The 20,438-nt window shown below is 31.7% G+C and carries 16 protein-coding genes and 1 pseudogene; 9 read left to right on the top strand and 8 right to left on the bottom strand.

The genetic code is table 11. The features are described from left to right. Window positions 1–5: 5 nt before the first annotated feature. Window positions 6–2,585, bottom strand: coding sequence for a phosphoenolpyruvate carboxylase (locus AC0L4B_RS06460; protein ID WP_473439044.1), 2,580 nt, complete (start codon window positions 2,583–2,585; stop codon window positions 6–8). Window positions 2,586–2,934: 349 nt separating this feature from the next. Here AC0L4B_RS06460 and metK point away from each other — a divergent pair, with 349 nt between their 5' ends. Beyond that, window positions 2,935–4,191: a methionine adenosyltransferase gene (gene metK / locus AC0L4B_RS06455; protein ID WP_473439043.1), complete on the top strand. Its 1,257-nt coding sequence runs from the start codon at window positions 2,935–2,937 to the stop codon at window positions 4,189–4,191. 54 nt (window positions 4,192–4,245) lie between these two features. Here the strand turns inward: metK and rsmG are convergent, their stop codons facing one another. Further along, window positions 4,246–4,878 carry a 16S rRNA (guanine(527)-N(7))-methyltransferase RsmG gene (gene rsmG / locus AC0L4B_RS06450; protein WP_473439042.1) on the bottom strand — a complete coding sequence of 211 codons (633 nt, stop codon included), beginning with the start codon at window positions 4,876–4,878 and terminating at the stop codon, window positions 4,246–4,248. Between the two features lie 136 nt (window positions 4,879–5,014). Here rsmG and AC0L4B_RS06445 point away from each other — a divergent pair, with 136 nt between their 5' ends. Both AC0L4B_RS06445 and AC0L4B_RS06440 read left to right on the top strand, forming a co-directional pair. After that, the gene (locus tag AC0L4B_RS06445; protein ID WP_028289055.1) at window positions 5,015–6,109 is read left to right on the top strand and encodes a fatty acid desaturase family protein; all 1,095 of its coding nucleotides are present in this window, start codon (window positions 5,015–5,017) and stop codon (window positions 6,107–6,109) included. Window positions 6,110–6,140: 31 nt separating this feature from the next. After that, window positions 6,141–7,331, top strand: a complete 1,191-nt coding sequence (locus AC0L4B_RS06440) for a pyridoxal phosphate-dependent aminotransferase (protein ID WP_473439041.1) — start codon at window positions 6,141–6,143, stop codon at window positions 7,329–7,331. Window positions 7,332–7,383: 52 nt separating this feature from the next. Here the strand turns inward: AC0L4B_RS06440 and AC0L4B_RS06435 are convergent, their stop codons facing one another. From AC0L4B_RS06435 to trkA, 3 genes and pseudogenes are all read right to left on the bottom strand, one after another. Continuing rightward, window positions 7,384–7,650 carry a hypothetical protein gene (locus AC0L4B_RS06435; RefSeq protein WP_473439040.1) on the bottom strand — a complete coding sequence of 89 codons (267 nt, stop codon included), beginning with the start codon at window positions 7,648–7,650 and terminating at the stop codon, window positions 7,384–7,386. 166 nt (window positions 7,651–7,816) lie between these two features. Continuing rightward, window positions 7,817–9,320, bottom strand: a pseudogene (locus tag AC0L4B_RS06430) (TrkH family potassium uptake protein). Further along, complete coding sequence (trkA, locus tag AC0L4B_RS06425) at window positions 9,320–10,669, bottom strand: Trk system potassium transporter TrkA (RefSeq protein ID WP_289043195.1); 1,350 nt, start codon at window positions 10,667–10,669, stop codon at window positions 9,320–9,322. Before trkA ends, AC0L4B_RS06430 begins: the two are co-directional and overlap by 1 nt. A 120-nt stretch (window positions 10,670–10,789) precedes the next feature. Between trkA and ubiE the strand changes: the two genes are divergently transcribed. Beyond that, on the top strand, window positions 10,790–11,518 hold the full coding sequence (gene ubiE, locus AC0L4B_RS06420; RefSeq protein WP_028289060.1) for a bifunctional demethylmenaquinone methyltransferase/2-methoxy-6-polyprenyl-1,4-benzoquinol methylase UbiE: 729 nt from the start codon (window positions 10,790–10,792) through the stop codon (window positions 11,516–11,518). Continuing rightward, the gene (gene porT / locus AC0L4B_RS06415) at window positions 11,518–12,243 is read left to right on the top strand and encodes a type IX secretion/gliding motility protein PorT/SprT (protein ID WP_473439039.1); all 726 of its coding nucleotides are present in this window, start codon (window positions 11,518–11,520) and stop codon (window positions 12,241–12,243) included. The genes ubiE and porT overlap by 1 nt, the downstream gene beginning before the upstream one ends. A gap of 2 nt (window positions 12,244–12,245) precedes the next feature. Here the strand turns inward: porT and AC0L4B_RS06410 are convergent, their stop codons facing one another. Further along, window positions 12,246–12,959: a TrmH family RNA methyltransferase gene (locus AC0L4B_RS06410; RefSeq protein ID WP_473439038.1), complete on the bottom strand. Its 714-nt coding sequence runs from the start codon at window positions 12,957–12,959 to the stop codon at window positions 12,246–12,248. A 162-nt stretch (window positions 12,960–13,121) separates the two neighbouring features. Between AC0L4B_RS06410 and tamL the strand changes: the two genes are divergently transcribed. From tamL to accD, 3 genes are all read left to right on the top strand, one after another. Continuing rightward, window positions 13,122–15,659, top strand: a complete 2,538-nt coding sequence (gene tamL / locus AC0L4B_RS06405) for a translocation and assembly module lipoprotein TamL (protein ID WP_473439037.1) — start codon at window positions 13,122–13,124, stop codon at window positions 15,657–15,659. 116 nt (window positions 15,660–15,775) lie between these two features. Further along, window positions 15,776–16,843: a class II fructose-bisphosphate aldolase gene (gene fbaA / locus AC0L4B_RS06400; RefSeq protein WP_473439036.1), complete on the top strand. Its 1,068-nt coding sequence runs from the start codon at window positions 15,776–15,778 to the stop codon at window positions 16,841–16,843. Between the two features lie 320 nt (window positions 16,844–17,163). After that, window positions 17,164–18,021, top strand: a complete 858-nt coding sequence (accD, locus tag AC0L4B_RS06395) for an acetyl-CoA carboxylase, carboxyltransferase subunit beta (protein WP_473439035.1) — start codon at window positions 17,164–17,166, stop codon at window positions 18,019–18,021. Window positions 18,022–18,059: 38 nt separating this feature from the next. On the opposite strand, the gene def is transcribed toward accD, so the two are convergent. Continuing rightward, entirely contained in the window at window positions 18,060–18,476 is a 417-nt protein-coding gene (gene def, locus AC0L4B_RS06390; RefSeq protein WP_473439406.1) for a peptide deformylase, read from the bottom strand. A 256-nt stretch (window positions 18,477–18,732) separates the two neighbouring features. Then, window positions 18,733–19,842 carry a sensor histidine kinase gene (locus AC0L4B_RS06385; protein WP_473439034.1) on the bottom strand — a complete coding sequence of 370 codons (1,110 nt, stop codon included), beginning with the start codon at window positions 19,840–19,842 and terminating at the stop codon, window positions 18,733–18,735. Window positions 19,843–20,107: 265 nt separating this feature from the next. Between AC0L4B_RS06385 and rpsO the strand changes: the two genes are divergently transcribed. After that, on the top strand, window positions 20,108–20,377 hold the full coding sequence (gene rpsO / locus AC0L4B_RS06380; protein WP_473439033.1) for a 30S ribosomal protein S15: 270 nt from the start codon (window positions 20,108–20,110) through the stop codon (window positions 20,375–20,377). Window positions 20,378–20,438: the final 61 nt, after the last annotated feature.

Below are 20,438 nucleotides of genomic sequence, written 5' to 3'. Positions count from 1 at the left end.
AAAATTTAAGCCGAATTACGACTTGCATTTATATTTCCAAATAACGACCTTGTTACTAGTTTTTCATATACAGCAATTAAGTCTACATCTTTTTCTTCTGCTTTTTCTAATTCTTGAATTTGTTTTAAAGCAAATTGTTGAATAGTTAATAATGGTAGTACAATGGACTCTCTGACTTTAATGGATGCTTTACCTGATGGCTCTTCCTCCATCAACTCAGTATAGCCTGTAAGTTTTAAAATCAGTCGTTTTGTTGTTAAATACTCTGTATGTATCACATTCCAAAACTCACCATACTCAGGATCTTCACTCATATATTTAGTCAAATCAAAAAACGATTTTGATAATGACATCATACTATTTTCTATTAAAGTTCTGAAAAAACTAGAGGTTTTAAATAAGCGTTGTGCTTTTTCAAACTCGCCTGCATCTTCATAATGTTTTAAAGCTGTACCAACACCAAAAAACCCAGGAACATTCTGTTTTAATTGACTCCAAGATCCTACAAAAGGGATGGCTCTTAAATCATCAAATACTAAACCTTCAGACTTACCACGTTTTGATGGTCTACTCCCAATATTAGTCTTTGCGTAATATTTAAGTGTACTCATGTGCTCTAAATACGAAATAAATTTAGGATGATTTTTAAAGTCTACATATGTTTGGTAACTCAGTTTTGCTAAGTTATCCATAACAACTCTGTTTTCTGGAATCATACTTAAATCTGCATTACTTAAACTATTATAAATACCAGAACTTATTAATTGCTCTAAGTTATATTGTGACGAATCTAATGTCCCAAAATTAGAACTAATCGTCTGACCTTGAATGGTCAACTGCACTTCTTTATCCTCTATGGTTGGACCTAGTGAAGCGTAAAAATTATGAGTTTTACCTCCTCCTCTTGCTGGTGGTCCACCACGACCATCAAAAAATATTACTGTTACATCGTATTTTCTAGAAATTGCTGTTAAGCGTTCTTTGGCTTTATAAATAGCCCAATTAGCCATTAAGTAACCACCATCTTTAGTACCATCACTAAAACCTAACATGATCGTTTGCTTATTTCCTCTGGCTTTTAAATGCTTTGCGTAAGCAGGATTAGTATATAACTCTTCCATAACTAGATGTGCATTCTCTAAATCTGTAATAGTTTCAAATAATGGCCCAACATCTATTGTTAATTCGTCATGAAAAGCAACAAGTTTTAACATTGCAAATAACTGCATAACATTTAATGTCGTTTGATTATTACTTATTATGTAACGATTGGCTGCTTGTTCTCCATTAGTTTCTTGAATAGTTTTAATAGCTTTAATAGTGTTTAAGGCTTTTAAAGTATTTTCATCTTTAATTAAAGACAAATCAACTTTTCCTTTAACTTCAGATAAGATTTTTACTTGTTCTGTTTCTGATAAATCATGGTAATTATTAGGGATATCCTTACTACCATTAGCGATCATAACATCAACCATATCTGTAAATACTTTATGATGCGCACGACTATCTTGACGAATGTCTAAACTTGAAAAATGAAACCCAAATAAATGTAATTTATTTAGCAGACTAGTAATCTCAGTAACATATAAAGATTGATGTTGGTCGATTACAACCTGTCTAATGTCTTTTAATTCTGAAACAAAAGCTTCTAAAGTTAAACTAGACTCTTCATGAAGTACTTTTTTGTATAACTCTGTTTCTATTTTAGAGATTCGGCTTTCAATACCTTGAAAAGTTAATTTTCTTTTTAACTTACGTATATCTTTATAATAGTTTTTAATAATGGTTTCATGCAACCTTTTAGCAACTTTAACTGTAATTTCAGGAGTCACAAACGGGTTTCCATCTCTGTCTCCTCCAGGCCAAAAACCAACATTAATTATATTGTTATCTATAGGTTGTCCATCAAATATGTTTTGCTGGATGTAATCATAAATTTTCCCAAAAGACTCATAAAACACATTTTCTAAATACCAGATTAAACTTACAGCTTCATCGTAAGGTGTTGGTTTTTCATGTTTAAAAAATGGTGTTTTTCCTAATTGAGCTAACAAATCATTAATACGTAATAAATCGTTTTGTTTAACAGCTTCGGTTAAATCTGTAATGATACCCAAAACAGTTCCAGGATAAAACTGAGTAGGATGCGCAGTTAACACTATTCGCACTTTAAATTCTTCTAAATACTCACGTAATTTGTCCAATTTACCATCTGCAGTAGCGCTTTCTTTTAAACTTCGTAGTGTACCAATACCATCCATATTATTGACCACAGGAAAAGCCGCATCTTCAATTGCATCAAATAAAACAACTTGACGCTCTATATATTGAATAAAACGAAACAATAAATCTATCTTACTTTTATCAGATCGTCTTCCTTGATATTTCTTAAAAAAAGTATCTACAATTACAGTTGGATTGTCTCCATTTTCAAATCCAGTTTTACAGGTTTCATGAAACAAAGGAAGCAATACTCCTGTTTTTGTAATAGTATCAAAAGGAAGTGTCATAAAAATACCATTGTAAATCTGATATTTAGACAAGACGTTTTGATTAAAACGTGTTAATTTAGGTTGTAAAGACATAGCTTTTATTTAGTTTGTTATAGTTTATAAAGTTAATCAACAATCGTTTACTATTAATATCTTGAGCAAGAATTTACGAATTATCCTACTAAATCGTTTTCTTAATAAGAAAAACATAATTTAAAAGCTTAATACTGATTTTTACTGAATACTTAATAGAATATAAAACATCTATTAACTATTTTTAACTTTATGTGTCTTAAAAAACTACTTTATTTTCTTACTTTTGCATCTCAATAAATTAGAGGACGGATTTGACTGATTGCAACCTCATTAAAAAATGCTAAAGGCAGTGTAAACTTCCTTGGACGCTTTCGTCAAATCTATATATACATTTTAAAAAACAAATATGGCGTATTTATTTACATCAGAAAGTGTGTCTGAAGGACACCCAGACAAAGTAGCAGATCAAATTAGTGATGCTTTAATAGACAACTTTTTAGCTTTTGATAAAGATAGTAAAGTGGCTTGCGAGACGTTAGTTACAACAGGTCAAGTGGTACTTGCTGGAGAAGTTAAATCTAACACTTACCTTGACGTACAAAAAATTGCAAGAGACACAATTAACAAAATAGGTTATACCAAAAGCGAATACATGTTTGATGGTAACTCTTGTGGTGTTTTTAGTGCTATACATGAGCAATCAGACGATATAAATCGTGGTGTTGATCGTGCTAGCAAAGAAGAACAAGGTGCAGGTGATCAAGGTATGATGTTTGGTTATGCAACACGCGAGACAGAAAACTATATGCCTTTAGCTTTAGATTTATCTCATAAAATCTTAATTGAATTAGCGGAGTTACGTCGCGAAAATAAAGACATTACTTACCTTAGACCTGATTCTAAAAGTCAAGTTACTATCGAATATAGTGATGACAACACACCACAACGTATTGACGCTATAGTCGTATCAACACAACATGATGATTTTGCTGCAGAAGATGACGCTATGTTATCAAAAATCAGAAAAGATATTGTTGAAATTTTAATACCTAGAGTGGTTGCTAAATTACCGGAAGCAACACAAGCTTTATTTAATGATGACATTAAATATCACATCAATCCAACAGGAAAATTTGTAATTGGAGGACCACATGGTGATACAGGACTAACTGGTCGTAAGATTATTGTTGATACTTATGGAGGAAAAGGTGCGCATGGTGGTGGAGCATTTTCTGGAAAAGATCCTAGTAAAGTAGACAGAAGTGCAGCTTACGCAACAAGACATATTGCTAAAAATTTAGTTGCTGCTGGTGTATGTGATGAAATTCTAGTACAAGTATCTTATGCAATTGGTGTTGTTGAACCAATGGGAATTTTTGTTGATACTTACGGAACTTGCGCTTTTAATATGACTGATGGTGAAATTGCTGAGAAAATATCTAAGATATTTGATATGCGTCCATCTGCTATTGAAGACCGATTAAAATTACGTAACCCAATGTACAGCGAAACTGCTGCTTATGGACACATGGGGAGACAAAGCGAGACTGTATCTAAAACTTTTTCTAGACCAAATGGTGGAGACATTACTGTTGATGTTGAATTATTTACTTGGGAAAAACTTGACTACGTTGATAAAGTAAAAGCTGAATTTGGATTATAATATCCAATCAATATAATTAATAAAAAAAGCCTCACAATTGTGAGGCTTTTTTTATTAATTAGCTTTCCATTTTATTGGTAAATGAACAACCTTTTTGGTTTCAAAAAAGTCTTCTTCATAAAAATCAGAAATATTATAAATTGTAGTTGTTTGATAATTTTTTAACTCTTCTGTTAAATCTCCACCTTTAAGATAAAGAATTCCGTTTTTCAAGTCATTTTGTTGTGTCTTGGCCACTTTTCCTTTTATCCAATGCACAAAAGTTGGCATTGCAGCTACTGCGCGACTTATAATAAAATCGTATGTTTCTTTAATTTCTTCAACACGACTATGAGTCACTTTTACATTTTGCAATTCTAAACCTGCAACTACCTCACGTACCACATTCAGTTTTTTATTAATACTATCTACCAAATGAAACTCACATTCTGGATATAAAATAGCTAAAGGTATACCTGGAAATCCTCCTCCTGTACCAACGTCCATCATAGAGCTTCCGCTTTTAAAATCCATGACTTTAGCAATTGCCAAAGAGTGTAAAACGTGTCTTAAATACAACTCGTCAATATCTTTTCTTGACACCACATTAATTTTCAAATTCCAATCTTGATATAAAGCTTCAAGCTTTGTAAATTGTTCTATCTGTAATGGTGTTAAATCAGGAAAATACTTTAAAATCAGCTCCATAATCTTATATAATTTTCGGCAAAAATATGCATTTTAACATAAAAAAAGGAGCTTCTGTTTTGCTTAATTAATTATCTTTGTTAACAAATATTATTTGACGATTTTTTTCGTTACAATAAAAAAGAATACAAGTACAATGACAAAGCAAACAGTAACATTCTCACGAATAGACTCTGCAAAATTTTTTAAAACACTAAATAAACGTGTTAACAATTACTTTAAAGAGAACAACATAAAAAAAACAGGAAACTGGAAATTATACATCAAAGCAATAGTAATGTTCACCCTATTATTAGGCCCATTAGCGCTATTATTGTCTGTTGATTTACCTGCTTGGCTATTAATTATATGCGTTATGATTATAGGCGTAGGTATGGCTGGTGTTGGTATGAATGTAATGCATGATGCCAATCATGGTTCATTTTCTAGTAAAAAATGGGTTAACAGATTAATGGGTAGTAGCATCCATATTTTAGCTGGAAACGATTACAACTGGAAAGTACAACACAATGTTTTACACCATACTTATACTAATATTGAAGGTCATGATGAAGACATTGATGCAGGACGAATCATTAGATTTTCTAAACATTCAAAATGGCTAAAAATCCATCAATACCAAAAATATTATGCTTTTTTACTTTATGGTTTACTAACGGTAAATTGGGCAATTACAACAGATTTTAAACAAACCTACAACTACTTAAAAAGAAAATTATCTTATGGAGATTTTCCTAAGCCTGCTACACAATGGACCAAATTAATTATTGGTAAAATATTGTATTATGCTATTTGGGTTGTTTTACCTTTATCATTAGGGTATACTTGGTGGCAAGTTTTAATTGGATTTTTAATCATGCATTATACTGCAGGAATAATTTTAAGTGTTGTGTTTCAATTGGCACATGTTATGCCAAATACTGACATGCCAATTCCTGATGAAAACGGAAACATGAAAAACACTTGGGCTATTCACCAATTATTTACTACTTCTAACTTTTCGCCTAAAAACTGGTTAGTAGAGTTTTACACAGGAGGATTAAACAGACAAGTAGAACATCATTTATTTGCACATATTAGTCATGTACATTACAAGCACATCGCTAAGATTGTAAAAGAAACTGCACATGAGTTTAGCTTACCATATAACGAATACAAAACCATGTGGAAAGCAATATCTGAACACTACAATCAACTTAAAGTTTTAGGACAAAACCCTAACTTAGCTTAATTAATTACTTTATTACAAATACTATATATTTATGAGCCAATCACTTTCTAACCGTATTTTAAACATGTCCACTTCTGCCACTTTAGCTATGGCAGCAAAAGCTAGAGAGCTTAGAGGCGAAGGCAAAGATATTATCGGTTTAAGTTTAGGAGAACCTGATTTTAATACACCAGATTTTATTAAAAACGCAGCTATCCAAGCTATAAATGAAGATTACAACTCATATACACCAGTTGATGGATATCAAGAATTAAAAGAAGCTATTATTACTAAATTTAAACGTGATAATAAATTAACATATACTTTACCACAAATTGTTGTTTCTACTGGAGCTAAGCAAAGTTTAGCAAACGTTGCAGCAGTAATGCTTAATCAAGGAGACGAGGTTATTTTACCATGTCCTTATTGGGTTAGTTATTCTGATATTGTAAAGCTAAACGATGGTGTCCCTGTTGAAGTTAAAACAAGTATTGATACGGACTTTAAAATGACACCTGCACAGTTAGAAGCTGCTATTACACCAAAGACAAAAATGTTATGGTTTAGTAGTCCTTGTAACCCAAGTGGATCTTTATATAGTGAAAAAGAACTAGAGGCTTTAGCCGAAATCTTAAAAAAACATCCAAATATTTATGTTGTTTCTGATGAAATTTATGAACATATAAATTACACAGGAAAACCACACGCAAGTATGGCAAACGTAGAGGGTATGTTTGACAACACTATAACTGTAAACGGAGTCTCAAAAGCTTTTGCTATGACTGGTTGGCGTATTGGTTACATTGGTGCACCAGATTGGATAGCCCGTGCGTGTAACAAAATGCAAGGTCAGGTAACAAGTGGTGCAAACTGTATTGCACAACGTGCAGTTATTACTGCTTTAAACGCTGATCCAACAGTTGTAAAATTTATGATTGACGAATTTAAAGTACGTCGTGATTTAGTCTTAGATTTATTAAGCAACATTGAAGGTTTTAATACAAACACACCAGAAGGTGCATTTTATGTTTTTCCTGATGTATCTCATTTTTTCGGAAAGACTTTGAAAGAAAAAACCATTAACAACGCTACAGATTTCTCTTTATTTCTATTAGAAGAAGCTTTAGTTGCTACTGTAACTGGTGATGCTTTTGGTAATCCAAACTGTATAAGAATAAGCTATGCAGCTTCACAAAAGGAAATTAAAGAAGCTATAAAACGAATTAAAGAAGCAGTTAGCTAACTGTAATTTTAAAACACAAAAAAGCCTTACATGATTTTATGTAAGGCTTTTTTTATGCAAAATATATTAATGCACCAAACATAACAAAAACGACAATTATTAATAGTATGATTTGTTTTATACGTCTTTGTTTATGTTCCTTTTGAAGCTTCTGTCGTAATAATAATATTGAAGCTTCAGAAATTTCAGGTAAATTGTATTCTGTTTTCTCAGTAGAGTTAGTAACAAAACTAAAAGACTTCTCTTTACGTTTTGCCAGCATACCTCTATTACTTTTTAACGACTGGTTTGCAGCCATCATTGATCCTTCTCCTCCCATGATTAAAATATTTTATTCTGAAAAACTTCAGACATTAAACTTTATAACCTTCAGATTTTAGATTTCAATTCTAAAATTTAAAAATTACCTCATAAAAAAAGCTGCTTTACCTATAAGTAGCAGCTTTATTATAAAAGTTACATATTTTAACTAAATAAGAATGTAATTATCTATTTCTCCAGAAAAAAGGCGTTAACAAAATAAGTACTGTAAACAACTCTAAACGACCAATTAACATTAAAAATGCCGACCACCATTTACCTATAGCAGGAAGTGAAGCATAATTATTTACTGGACCAAACTGACCTAAAGCAGGACCAACATTACCTAAACTTGAGGCTGCGATACCAACAGAAGATTCATAGTTTATTCCCATCATAGAAAAGCCTAATGCTCCAATAATAAAAGCTATCATATACAATATGAAAAAACCTAGAATATTAAATACAATCTCTTTAGAAATAGCTTTTTTATTATATCTAACAGGTACTATTGCATTTGGGTGCAATGTACGTTTAAACTCTAAAAATCCGTTTTTAATTAAAACTAAATGACGAACCACTTTTACACCTCCTGCTGTACTACCAGCAGAACCTCCTAAAAACATTAAACCAAAGAAGAATACCACTAAAAACGGTGTCCATAAAGTATAATCTGCTGTAACAAATCCTGTAGTTGTAATTACAGATAACACTTGAAACAAGGAGTGTCTAAAAGCACTTTCACCAGCTCCCCAAACCATTGGATGGTCTATTGTAGATAAGGTTAAATCTGCTCTAAAATAAATTATTAATGCTGCTATTAAAGTAAAAATAGCGACAAACTTAAAGTATAATTTAAACTCTTCATCTTGAATTACTTTTTGCACTTTACCTTTAAAAGCAAAGTAACTTAATACAAAGTTAGAGCCTGCTAAAAACATAAAAAAGATAATGATATATTGTATAATTGGCTTGTTGTTCCAGTAGGCAACACTAGCATTTTTGGTAGAAAAACCTCCGGTGGACAACGTACACATCGAGTGATTTACTGCATCAAAAAAGCTCATTCCTGCTACTTTAAGTAAAATAGTTTCAGCAGCTGTGTATCCAAAATAAATTAACCATAATCGCTTAGCTGTATCTGTAATACGAGGATGTAACTTATCTGCACTTGGTCCTGGTGCTTCAGCAGCAAATAATTGCATACCACCAATCCCTAATAAGGGTAGGATAGCAACTGCTAATACAATAATACCCATACCTCCAATCCAATGCGTTAAGCTTCTCCAGAATAAAACCCCTTTTGGCACAATTTCAATATCATTTAAAATTGAAGCTCCTGTAGTTGTAAAACCAGACATGGTTTCAAAAAAAGCGTTAGTAAAATTAGGTATTGCACCTGATGCCAAATAAGGAATTGCACCAGATATAGACATCACAATCCATCCAAAAGATACGACAATGTATCCTTCCCGCTTATTCATCTCTTTGTTGTGATTGCGATGATGATACATCCCAATAAGGCCCAAAATTAAAATTCCAGAACCTGAAGATAGTAATTGCAAAGTAACACCATCTTTATAAAAAAACTCACTAAAGCTGATAACAGAATAAAACCTCCGTTAAAAACCAATAATAGTCCAAAAAATAAAAAATTATTTTGTAGTTAAGGCGTAGTCCTTTTCCCATTATAAAAATAGTTTTTCAACTTCTTTAATAGATCTTGGCAAGCAACAAACTACAATGTAGTCTCCTTCTTCAATCCTAAAATCACCTAAAGCAATAATACCTTTTTCTCCTCTAATTACACCTCCAACAATTGCGGAACGCGGAAACTTAACATCCTTTATTAACTTATTACAAATCTTAGAAGTAGCTTTAACCCTAAACTCGAGAAGCTCAGCATTCATGTTATTAAGTTTAGTCATTGCCACGACTTCACCTTTACGTATGTATCTAAATATATTGTTTGCTGCTAATAGTTTTTTATTGATTAAAGTATCAATACCTATGGATTGCGATAACTCAAAATAATCCATGTTTTCAACTAAAGCGATTGTTTTTTTAACCCCTTTAGATTTAGCCACTAAACAGGACATTATATTGGTTTCAGAATTACCTGTAACCGAAATAAACGCATCCATTTCGCCTATATTTTCTTCATCTAACAACTCGACATTACGTCCATCACCATTTATGACTAGAACTTTTGGCAAATCGTCTGCTAAATCAAAAGCGACATCTTTATTATTTTCAATTAATTTGACATTAAAACCGTTTGCAGATAAGTCTCGAGCAGTTTTATACCCAATTTTACTACCTCCTAAAATCATAACATCCTTAACAGGCGTGTTAGTTTTTCCTGTCATTTTACACAACTCATCTCCTCCACTTGCGCAGGTAATAAACACGACATTATCACCTTCTCTAAATTGCGTATCTCCTCTTGGTATAATTGTATACTGTGTCCCAAAACGCTGAATAGCAATTGGCACAAAATGAATTTCTGAAAAGAGCTGAGCTGCTTCTTTTACCGTTTTACCAACAAAACCAGCAGTTCTGGTTAGATTTAAACTAACCATTGTTAATGCTCCACCTTCAAACTCGTAACTATCTTTAAAAGCGGATTGATTTAAAAGTAATTCAATCTCTGAGGCTGCTAAACTTTCAGGAGAAATCAGTTCGTCAATACCAAATCTAGTAAAACCAACCTCATCTTTATGTTTTATAAATTCGGTATTAGAAATTCTAGCAATAGTACGTTTAGCTCCTAATTGTTTGGCCAAAACACAAACCGTAATATTTGTAGTCTCTGACGCTGTAACACCAATTAACAAGTCTGCACGATCTATTTTTGCCTCTTTTAGAATAGCTATAGATGTCGCATCACCTTTTATAACTTTGATATCTAAATGGTTATCTGCGTAGGACAAACTGTCTCTATGGGTATCAATAAGTGTTATTTCTTGAGACTCGTAAGACAATAATTTTGCTAAATGAAATCCAACTTCACCAGCTCCAGCAATAATTATTTTCATATTATTTATAAATATAGGGAATACAAAGGTACTTAATTTAAATATTTAAGTGTCAATTATTTATTCTTTTGAAGTTTTACAGACTATTCTGAATGCATTATCTTTGTAAAAAAATTGATTTTGACAAAAGTAAATCCCTACAAAAATAGCGACTTAGGCAAAAAAGAACAGGTTACTAAAATGTTTGACACCATTTCTGGTGAATATGATGGTTTAAACCGAGTAATCTCTTTTGGTATTGATATTAAATGGAGAAAAAAGGTAGTTGCTTTAGTTAAGGCTACTAATCCTAAAAACGTATTAGATATAGCAACTGGAACTGGTGATTTAGCAATTAATTTAGCCGAAACTAGTGCCGAAAAAATTATCGGTCTTGATATTAGTAGTGGAATGCTAGAGGTTGGAAAGCAGAAAATAAAAACCAAAAAACTAGATCAAAAAATTGAAATGGTTATTGGTGATTCTGAAAACCTTCCGTTTGATGACAATACTTTTGATGCTATTACTGTAGCGTTTGGTGTTAGAAATTTTGAAACTTTGGAAAATGGTTTAAAAGATATTTTACGAGTTTTAAAACCTGGTGGAATATTTGTTATTTTAGAAACGTCTGTACCAACTAAGTTTCCTTTTAAACAAGGCTATCAATTTCATTCTAAAGTCATTTTACCAACCGTTGGTAAACTATTTTCTAAAGACAAAACTGCTTATAAATATCTAAGCGAAAGTGCTAATGCATTTCCTTATGGAGAAGCTTTAAACAATATTTTAAGAAAAATTGGGTTTATTAATGTTACAGATATGCCTCAAACATTTGGTGTAGCTACAATTTACAAAGCATCAAAACAATAATGACTACAAAACATATTTACTTTTTAGCAATTGCACTTTTAATTGCAAATGTGTCTCAAGCTCAATTATTTTCTAAAGAAAAAATTAAAAACCTTGAAACTGTTGATAAAGCAAAGCTAAGTTGGGGTTATTACCTTGGATTTAATAATTTAGATTTTAAATTTGATTATAACCAAAACCTTGGAGATATCCAAACGGAACGTACCGTTGGTTTTAATGTTGGATTACTTGGTAATATACGCCTTAACGATTATTTTGACCTTAGATTTGAACCAGGTTTAGTAATCTCTCAACGTAATTTAAATTATCAAGAAAATTATTTTGATGGTTTTGAAGACGAGGTTTCAGATTCTGATTTATTACGAGAAATTAAATCTACCTATGTCTATTTCCCTTTACTATTAAAGATTTCTACTAAACGTGTTAACAACATCAAACCTTTTATTTTAACAGGAGTCTCTACAGCTATTAATTTATCTAGTAACGAGAAAAATCCTGACGACAATTATTCTGGTGCTTTTAGAATGGTTAAAAATATGCAGTTTTTTGAACTTGGTATTGGTATCGATTTTTATTTGGATCGTTTTAAGTTTACACCTTCGCTTAGAGGTGTTTTTGCAATGAAAGACGAATTAGTTAGAGATCAGGATCCAAACAGTCCATGGACAGGTAACATCTCACAAATGCAAACAAGAGGTGTTTTTATAAATTTTACTGTACAGTAAAACTACCCTCTTCTAAATTCACTTAATAAAATAGCACCTGCAGTAGCAACATTTAAACTTTCTGTAGCTTGGAAATCTCCAAATCGTGGGATACTAATTTTATCTGTTACAGAAGCTTCTATAGTTTTTGATATACCGTTTGCTTCGTTTCCTAATATTAAAACTCCTGCTTTAGGTAAGTTTGATTTATAAACATTTTGACCATCCATAAAAGCACCAAACACAGGTAAAGTAGTCTCTTTTAAAAACAAGTCCAAATCTGTATATGTAATATTAACGCGTTTTAATGACCCCATAGTGGCTTGAACAACTTTAGGGTTGTAACAGTCTACAGTCTCTGAACTACAAACAAGGTTTTTAACACCAAACCAATCACACAATCTTATAATTGTTCCTAAATTTCCTGGGTCTCTTACAGCATCCAAAGCAACAACCAATTCGTTTCCAATTTCTGCTTTTGAGTTAGGGATTTTAAAAATAGCTAAAGCGGTATTTGGTGTTGTTAAACAACTTATTTTTTTAAGTTCTGCAGCAGTAATTAAAGTTTCGGTGTCAACATTAAAAGTTTCGGTAGTAAATAAATCTACCAAACTAAACGACGAGTCTAAAAACTCGCGTATGACTTTAACACCTTCAGCAATAAATAAACCTTCTTGTTGTCTATATTTTTTCTGCTTTAAGCGCGTTATACTTTTGATTTGATTTTTAGAAATCACAATATTTAAAATTTTTATAAAGAAAATGAAAAATTTGCAGTTAGCATTTGTGTGTTTCTATTTATTTAAAATTACTTTATTAATTAAATAGTGTATTTTTGAATACAAAGTCAATTTCAGGCATAAAATTTGCATTAAACACCCGAAACAGTTACATCTCTCTTGAAAAATTATCAGTTTAAAATTGTCCTTTTAGTAGTATTAACTTACTTGTTAAATGCATGTGATACGGTTAAACGCGTAGCCAAAAACCAGCACCTTCTAACAAAAAATACATTAACTATTAACGATCAAAAAGTAACTAATGATACTATTTCAAATTTATTGTACCAAAAACCAAATACAAGATTACCAATACCATACACCAACATACCTTTAAGACTCTATTTTTACAACACTGCGCGTCCAAATATAGATTCTATTTTAAACGCCGAATATTATAGTAAACCAGATAAAATGGAGCGTAAATCCAAATTTTTATCTAGAAAACAATTAGAAAAAAGGTTAGAATCTAAAGCCAACTTTAATAAATGGATTAAACGCACAGGTGAAGCTCCTGTAATTGTTGACACAACTTTAACAAATAAATCCATAACTAAAATTGAAAACTACTACAAAGTAAACGGATGGTTTAATGCTAAAGCCGATTATAAAATAACAAGAGGTGATGACAAAAAAGCAACCATCGATTACATAATTTCAACGGGTAAACCATATATATTAGACACACTTGACGTTACCATTGGATCTCCTGAAGTAGAAAAAATATACAACCAACACAAAGAAAAAAGCTTACTTAAACAAGGTAAGCAATATCGTATTTCAAATGTTTATGGAGAGGAAGACAGGATTGTTGATTTAATGAGAAACAATGGTGTTTATCACTTTAGTCAAGATTATGTAAGTTTTGTTGGTGACAGTATCTTAGGCAACCATAAACTAAATATAACAACAGTAATAGAAGACAAACTTATCCGAGAAGATGAAATTTCCAGAAGAGAAAAATTTAAAATTTTCAAGGTTAAAGATGTAAACATTTTCACTAATAGCGCTTACAAAGACCGAAACGTACCAACAAGTGACACGACAAGCTACGATGGTTATAACATTTACAGTATTGGAAAACTTAAATACAAACCTAGAGCTTTAACTAATGCTGTGTTTATTGCTCCAAACACTATTTTTAAAGACAAAAACAGACCACTAACATCAAGAAAAATTAGTGATTTACGAACCTTTAAATACCCAAACATTGATTATATCGAAAATCCAGACACGACGCTTACTGCAAATATCTACCTAACACCTTTACAAAAGTTTGAATTAGAGTTTAGTACTGAAGCTATGCAAAGTAATATACAAACTATCGGTTTTTCAATTAACCCTAGTTTATTAATAAGAAATGTATTTAATGCAGCTGAAACTCTAGAAATTTCTGGGTTCACTTCTATTGGAGCATCAAAGGATAGTAATAATGATAACGATCATTTTTTTGATATTAACGAGCTTGGTGCTAATCTAAAACTTACAATTCCACGACTATTCTCACCATTTAATACCGAAAAAATAATACCTAAATTCATGTTTCCGTCTACCAGTTTAACAGTAGCTGCTACTAGCCAGACTAATATTGGGTTAGATAAACAAAGTTTTACTGGGTCTTTCAATTATAAATGGTATCCGAACAATAAAGTGACAAATAAATTAGATTTATTTAATATTCAGTTTGTAAAAAACTTAAATACAGCAAATTATTTTAATGTATACAATACGTCTTATGAGTCCTTAAATTCCATTGCTCAAACTAGTGGATTCATAACTGACACTGAAGATTTAAGCATCCCAACAGGAGCTAACACCTTTTTAAGTCAAGTAGCAAACGGAAGTTACAATTCTATATTATCCACAGACGATTTAGATACTGCTAATGCTATTAACGAACGTAAACAAAGACTAACCGAAGACAACCTTATTTTTGCTACTAATTTTAGCTACGTAAAAGACAGACGTGACAACTTAGCTGATGAGGATTTTTCAATTTTCAGAGCAAGATTTGAATTAGCAGGAAACCTATTTGCACTAACATCAAGAGCATTAGGATTAGAAAAAAATGAAGACGGAAAATATGAAATGTTTAATGTTGCTTTTTCTCAATACGCAAAAACAGAGCTTGACTATATCAAACACTGGAAATTAGGTTACAAAAACGTATTAGCTATCAGAACATTTTTTGGTATTGCAGTACCTTATGGTAACTCGACAAACATCCCTTTTTCTAAAAGTTTCTTTGCAGGTGGAGCAAATGATAACAGAGCATGGTCTGCCTATAACCTTGGACCAGGAAGCTTGCAAACCAGCAACGAGTTTAATGAAGCCAACTTAAAAATAGCTTTAAGTGCAGAACAGCGTTTTAATTTATTTGGCGCTTTAAACGGAGCCTTTTTTGTTGATGCAGGAAACATCTGGAATGTTTTTGATGATATAGAACAAGACGAAGCAACCTTTTCTGGATTGGATAGTTTAGAGGACATAGCAGTAGGATCTGGTTTTGGACTGCGTTATGATTTTAACTTTTTTGTATTACGTGGTGATATAGGTTTTAAAACCTATGATCCATCCTATACAATAGGCAACAGATGGTTTAAAGACTACAACTTTGCCAATGCAGTTTACAACATAGGTATCAACTATCCATTCTAAATAAAACACTCAATTTGCTATAACGTTTGCGTGCTTTTATTGTAAAAAATGCAATAAAACGTAGCAATTTTTTACTACTTTTGAGATATATTCAAATACAACTAAATACATATAAAATGGCTCATAATATAAAACCAGGAGTTGCAACCGGAAAAGAAGTACAAGAAATTTTTAAACTTGCAAAAGAAAAAGGATTTGCATTACCAGCAGTTAACGTTATTGGATCAGACACTATAAACGGTGTTTTAGAAACAGCAGCAGCATTAAATGCACCAGTAATCATTCAGTTTTCTAATGGTGGAGCACAATTTAACGCAGGAAAAGGACTAAGCAACGAAGATCAAAAAGCAGCCATTGCAGGATCTATTGCAGGAGCAAAACACGTACACTTAATGGCAGAAGCCTATGGTGTACCAGTAATTTTACACACAGACCATTGTGCTAAAAAATTACTACCTTGGATTGACGGTTTATTAGACGCAAGCGAACAACACTTTAAAGAAACAGGAAAATCATTATATAGCTCACACATGATTGATTTAAGTGAAGAGCCACTTGAAGAAAACATAGAAATCTGTAAACAATACCTAGCCAGAATGAGCAAAATGGGTATGACATTAGAAATCGAACTTGGTATTACTGGAGGAGAAGAAGACGGAGTAGACAACAGTGATGTAGACGAGTCTAAATTATACACACAACCAGAAGAAGTAGCCTATGCTTATGAGGAGCTTAGCAAAGTTAGTGACCAATTTACTATCGCAGCTGCATTTGGTAACGTACATGGTGTATACAAACCAGGAAACGTAAAATTAACACCAAAAATCCTTAAAAACTCACAAGAGTTTTTATCACAAAAACACAACTTACCACACAACCATATTGACTTTGTATTTCACGGTGGATCAGGATCAACCCTAGACGAAATTAGAGAAGCAATAGGCTACGGAGTTATAAAAATGAACATCGACACAGACATGCAATACGCGTTCATGTCAGGAGTAAGAGATTACATGGCAGAAAAAACAGACTACTTACAATCTCAAATTGGTAGTCCAGATGGACCAGAATCTCCAAACAAAAAATACTACGATCCACGTGTTTGGTTACGTAAAGGAGAACAAACATTTGTAGAGCGTCTTAAAAAAGCATTTGAAGACCTAAACAACGTTAACACATTATAAATTAATTTTGGCGTTACCCAAGGGTCGGGCTTTACGTTATATCTTTTTTGAAAAAAACAAAAAAGGATGCCACTACAATCCCTAACGCAAGCCAAGAACATTACATAAAATAAAATTCCGTTTAAACCTAGTAAATAAAGGACTTAAACGGAATTTTTTTATACCTCAAAAACAACAAAAAAACAGATAGCCACTACAATTTTTGAGTTTAAGTAATAAAAAATGTAATTTTGTTCACTTGCAAAAGCAAACTAAACTAACAAAAAATATAGATTATTAGAAAACATCTAAAAATCTTAATCCCAAAATAGTAAATCAATATGGCTTGGTTTAAAAGAAAAGAAAAAGGAATACAAACCGCAACCGAAGAGAAAAAAGACATTCCAAAAGGGCTGTGGTATAAATCTCCAACCGGAAAAATAGTAGACTCAAAAGAGCTAGAAAAAAACTTTTACGTAAGTCCAGAAGACGGTTACCACGTAAGAATAGGAAGTAAAGAATATTTCGGAATATTATTTGACGACAATAAGTTTAAAGAGCTTGACGCAAACTTAACCTCAAAAGACCCGTTAAAGTTTGAAGACACAAAAAAATATCCAGATCGTTTAAAAGCTGCTGAGAATAAAACAAACCTAAAAGATGCTGTACGTTGTGCAGTAGGTAAATCAAAAGGAAAAGATTTAGTCATTGCTTGTATGGATTTTGCTTTTATTGGAGGGTCAATGGGAAGTGTTGTAGGAGAAAAAATAGCTCGTGCTGCAGAATATTCATTAGAACATAAATTACCATTAATGGTCATCTCAAAATCTGGAGGTGCACGTATGATGGAAGCAGCATTGTCATTAATGCAATTAGCAAAAACATCAGCAAGATTAGGACAACTAGCAGACGCTGGTATACCTTATATATCTTTAGCAACAGACCCAACAACAGGCGGTACGACAGCATCATTTGCAATGTTAGGAGATATTAACATATCAGAACCAGGAGCATTAATAGGTTTTGCAGGACCACGTGTTGTGCGTGATACTACTGGACAAGAATTACCAGAAGGGTTTCAAACGTCAGAGTTTTTACTAGAGCATGGTTTTCTAGATTTCATTACTCAACGTAAAGAATTAAAAAATAAGGTAAATCAATATATAGATTTGATTACCAATCAGCCATTAAGAGCATAAATCAAAAAAGCCTTACTTTAAAAAGTAAGGCTTTTTTATTATTTAGCATCTTTAATCTCTTTATCTAAATGATCTAAAAACAAAATACCGTTTAAGTGATCTATTTCATGCTGAAAAATAACAGAAGTAAAATCTGAAATATCTTCCGTTAAATGTTGACCATCCATAGTATCATATTCAATTGTAATAACTTTAGATCGAGAATCTAAGGTTTCAGCACGATTAGGTATCGATAAGCAACCCTCTCTCCTAGTTTGCTTTTCTTCAGAATAATTAATTATAACAGGATTTAAATACACCTCAAAAGGTGTATCATCTTTATCAAAACGCTGTACCCAAATAATATTTTTCAAAATACCTACTTGTGGTGCAGCAATACCAACACCCATTGACATACTGTCTCTTACAGTAGAATATAAACGTTGAGTAAACTGTTTTAAAACGGCATCATTTATATCAGGTTTAACATAGGTACTTTTTTTCTTAATAATATGGAATCTTGTTTCGCATTAATTTTAAAAACTCGCATTGGTTTACTAGCGTCTGCATTAAGTATTAAACTCGTTTGTTTTACTGTAAAGTTCTGATTCGACTTATTGTTATTATGTGTTGCACAACTACAAAAACAGATTAGTAACACGATAGAAGTATATATATGGGATTTCATTTAATTAAGTTTATAAACTGAATATCTAAACGACCTTAGTAATCTTAACATTCAGCATTTTTAAAATGAACAGAAAAAGTTGTTCCTTGATCTACTTTACTATCTACGTCAATACAACCTCCCAAAGCTTCGACATGATTACGCGTAATAAATAATCCTAAACCGACAGCGTCTTTGTGTTTATGGAAAGTTTTATACATTTCAAATAGCTTTGCTCCATTTTTAACTAAATCAATACCAAGTCCGTTATCAGATATATCTAAAATAACACAATCTCCTTTAACTCTAGAAGACATATTAACCTTAAGTTTTCTTTTTTTAGAAGCATACTTAATAGCATTAGTTAAAAAATTTAAAATGATACTATCTAAATAGGCTGGTATTGCTTTTACATTATGCTTTGGATCAATGTCATTATTAATAGTGGCTTCAATACGTTTAGCCAATGCATTAACATTATACATAGCTTGATTAGCATAATCATTTAGATTTAATGCTTCTATTTCATTTAACTCCAAAGCCTTAATTTTAGCAATTTTAGATAAATGAGAAACTGTTTCACCTAGATTAGATACAGATTCTTTTAAAAAAACAAAATCTTCAATATCATCTAAATCATTAGATTCTTCTTCTAAAAAAGAAACTAAAGTTGTTAAATTAGTGGCATGAGTTTTTAAATTATGTGAAATAATATCTGCAAAATTAGACAGCCTATTTTTTTGCTTTTCAGCAACTGTTAACATTAGTTCTAATTTTTGATCATTACTTTTTCGTTCAGTAATGTCTGATATCTGAGAAATAAAATAAAGAGGTTGCTGCTCATCGCTTCTAACTAAAGACACACTTAATTTACACCAAATTATATGTCCTTCACCATGAAAATAACGCTTCTCCATACTATAATTATCTATAGTGCCAGCAATTAAAGCCTTCATTTGATATAAATCCTGCTTTAAATCGTCTTTATGCGTGAGTTCTTTAAAAGTCATTGTGTATAATTCACTTTCAGTATATCCTAAAATATCAGTAACACTTTTATTTACTTTAATCCACTCACTTGATAGACTAACAATAGCAATACCTTCTTTAGCAAAAGAAAATATATTTTCAAATAGCTTGTCTTTTTCTAACTCAAGAGACAGGTTTTGTAACATAAAAAATTGATTTAAAGCGCAATAAATATATAACCTCTTATTTTAAAAAACAACCAAAACACTATAAGAAACATAAAAAAAGAATAAAAAAACCACAACTTACTGTAAGAAAATACTATACACATTAACATATCAAATGATATCATGAATGATTGTACCCTACTTATAGTTAAATCAAATGTTTGCCATTCAATAAAATTAACTATATTTGCAGCTCGAAAGAAAGGCTTTCGTGTACATAACAATCATTTACAATAATATTAGAATGTATTTAGATCAAAAAGAAAAAGAAGAGATTTTTGCTAAACATGGTAAAAATGCTCAAGACACAGGTACTGCTGAAGGGCAAATTGCTTTATTCACATACAGAATTAACCACTTAACAGAGCACTTAAAGAAAAACCGTAAGGATTATAACACTGAGCGCTCACTTGTAAAATTAGTAGGTAAACGTCGTTCATTATTAGACTACCTAACTAAAAAAGATGTCTTAAGATATCGTGCCATTGTTAAAGAATTAGGATTAAGAAAATAATCTAAATAAAAAGACCACGCTTTTCAGCGTGGTTTTTTGTTATATCATAACTCGATTTGGA

The organism is Olleya sp. NP1-10, assembly GCF_055804415.1.
This window is presented reverse-complemented; position numbering and strand designations above follow the sequence as displayed.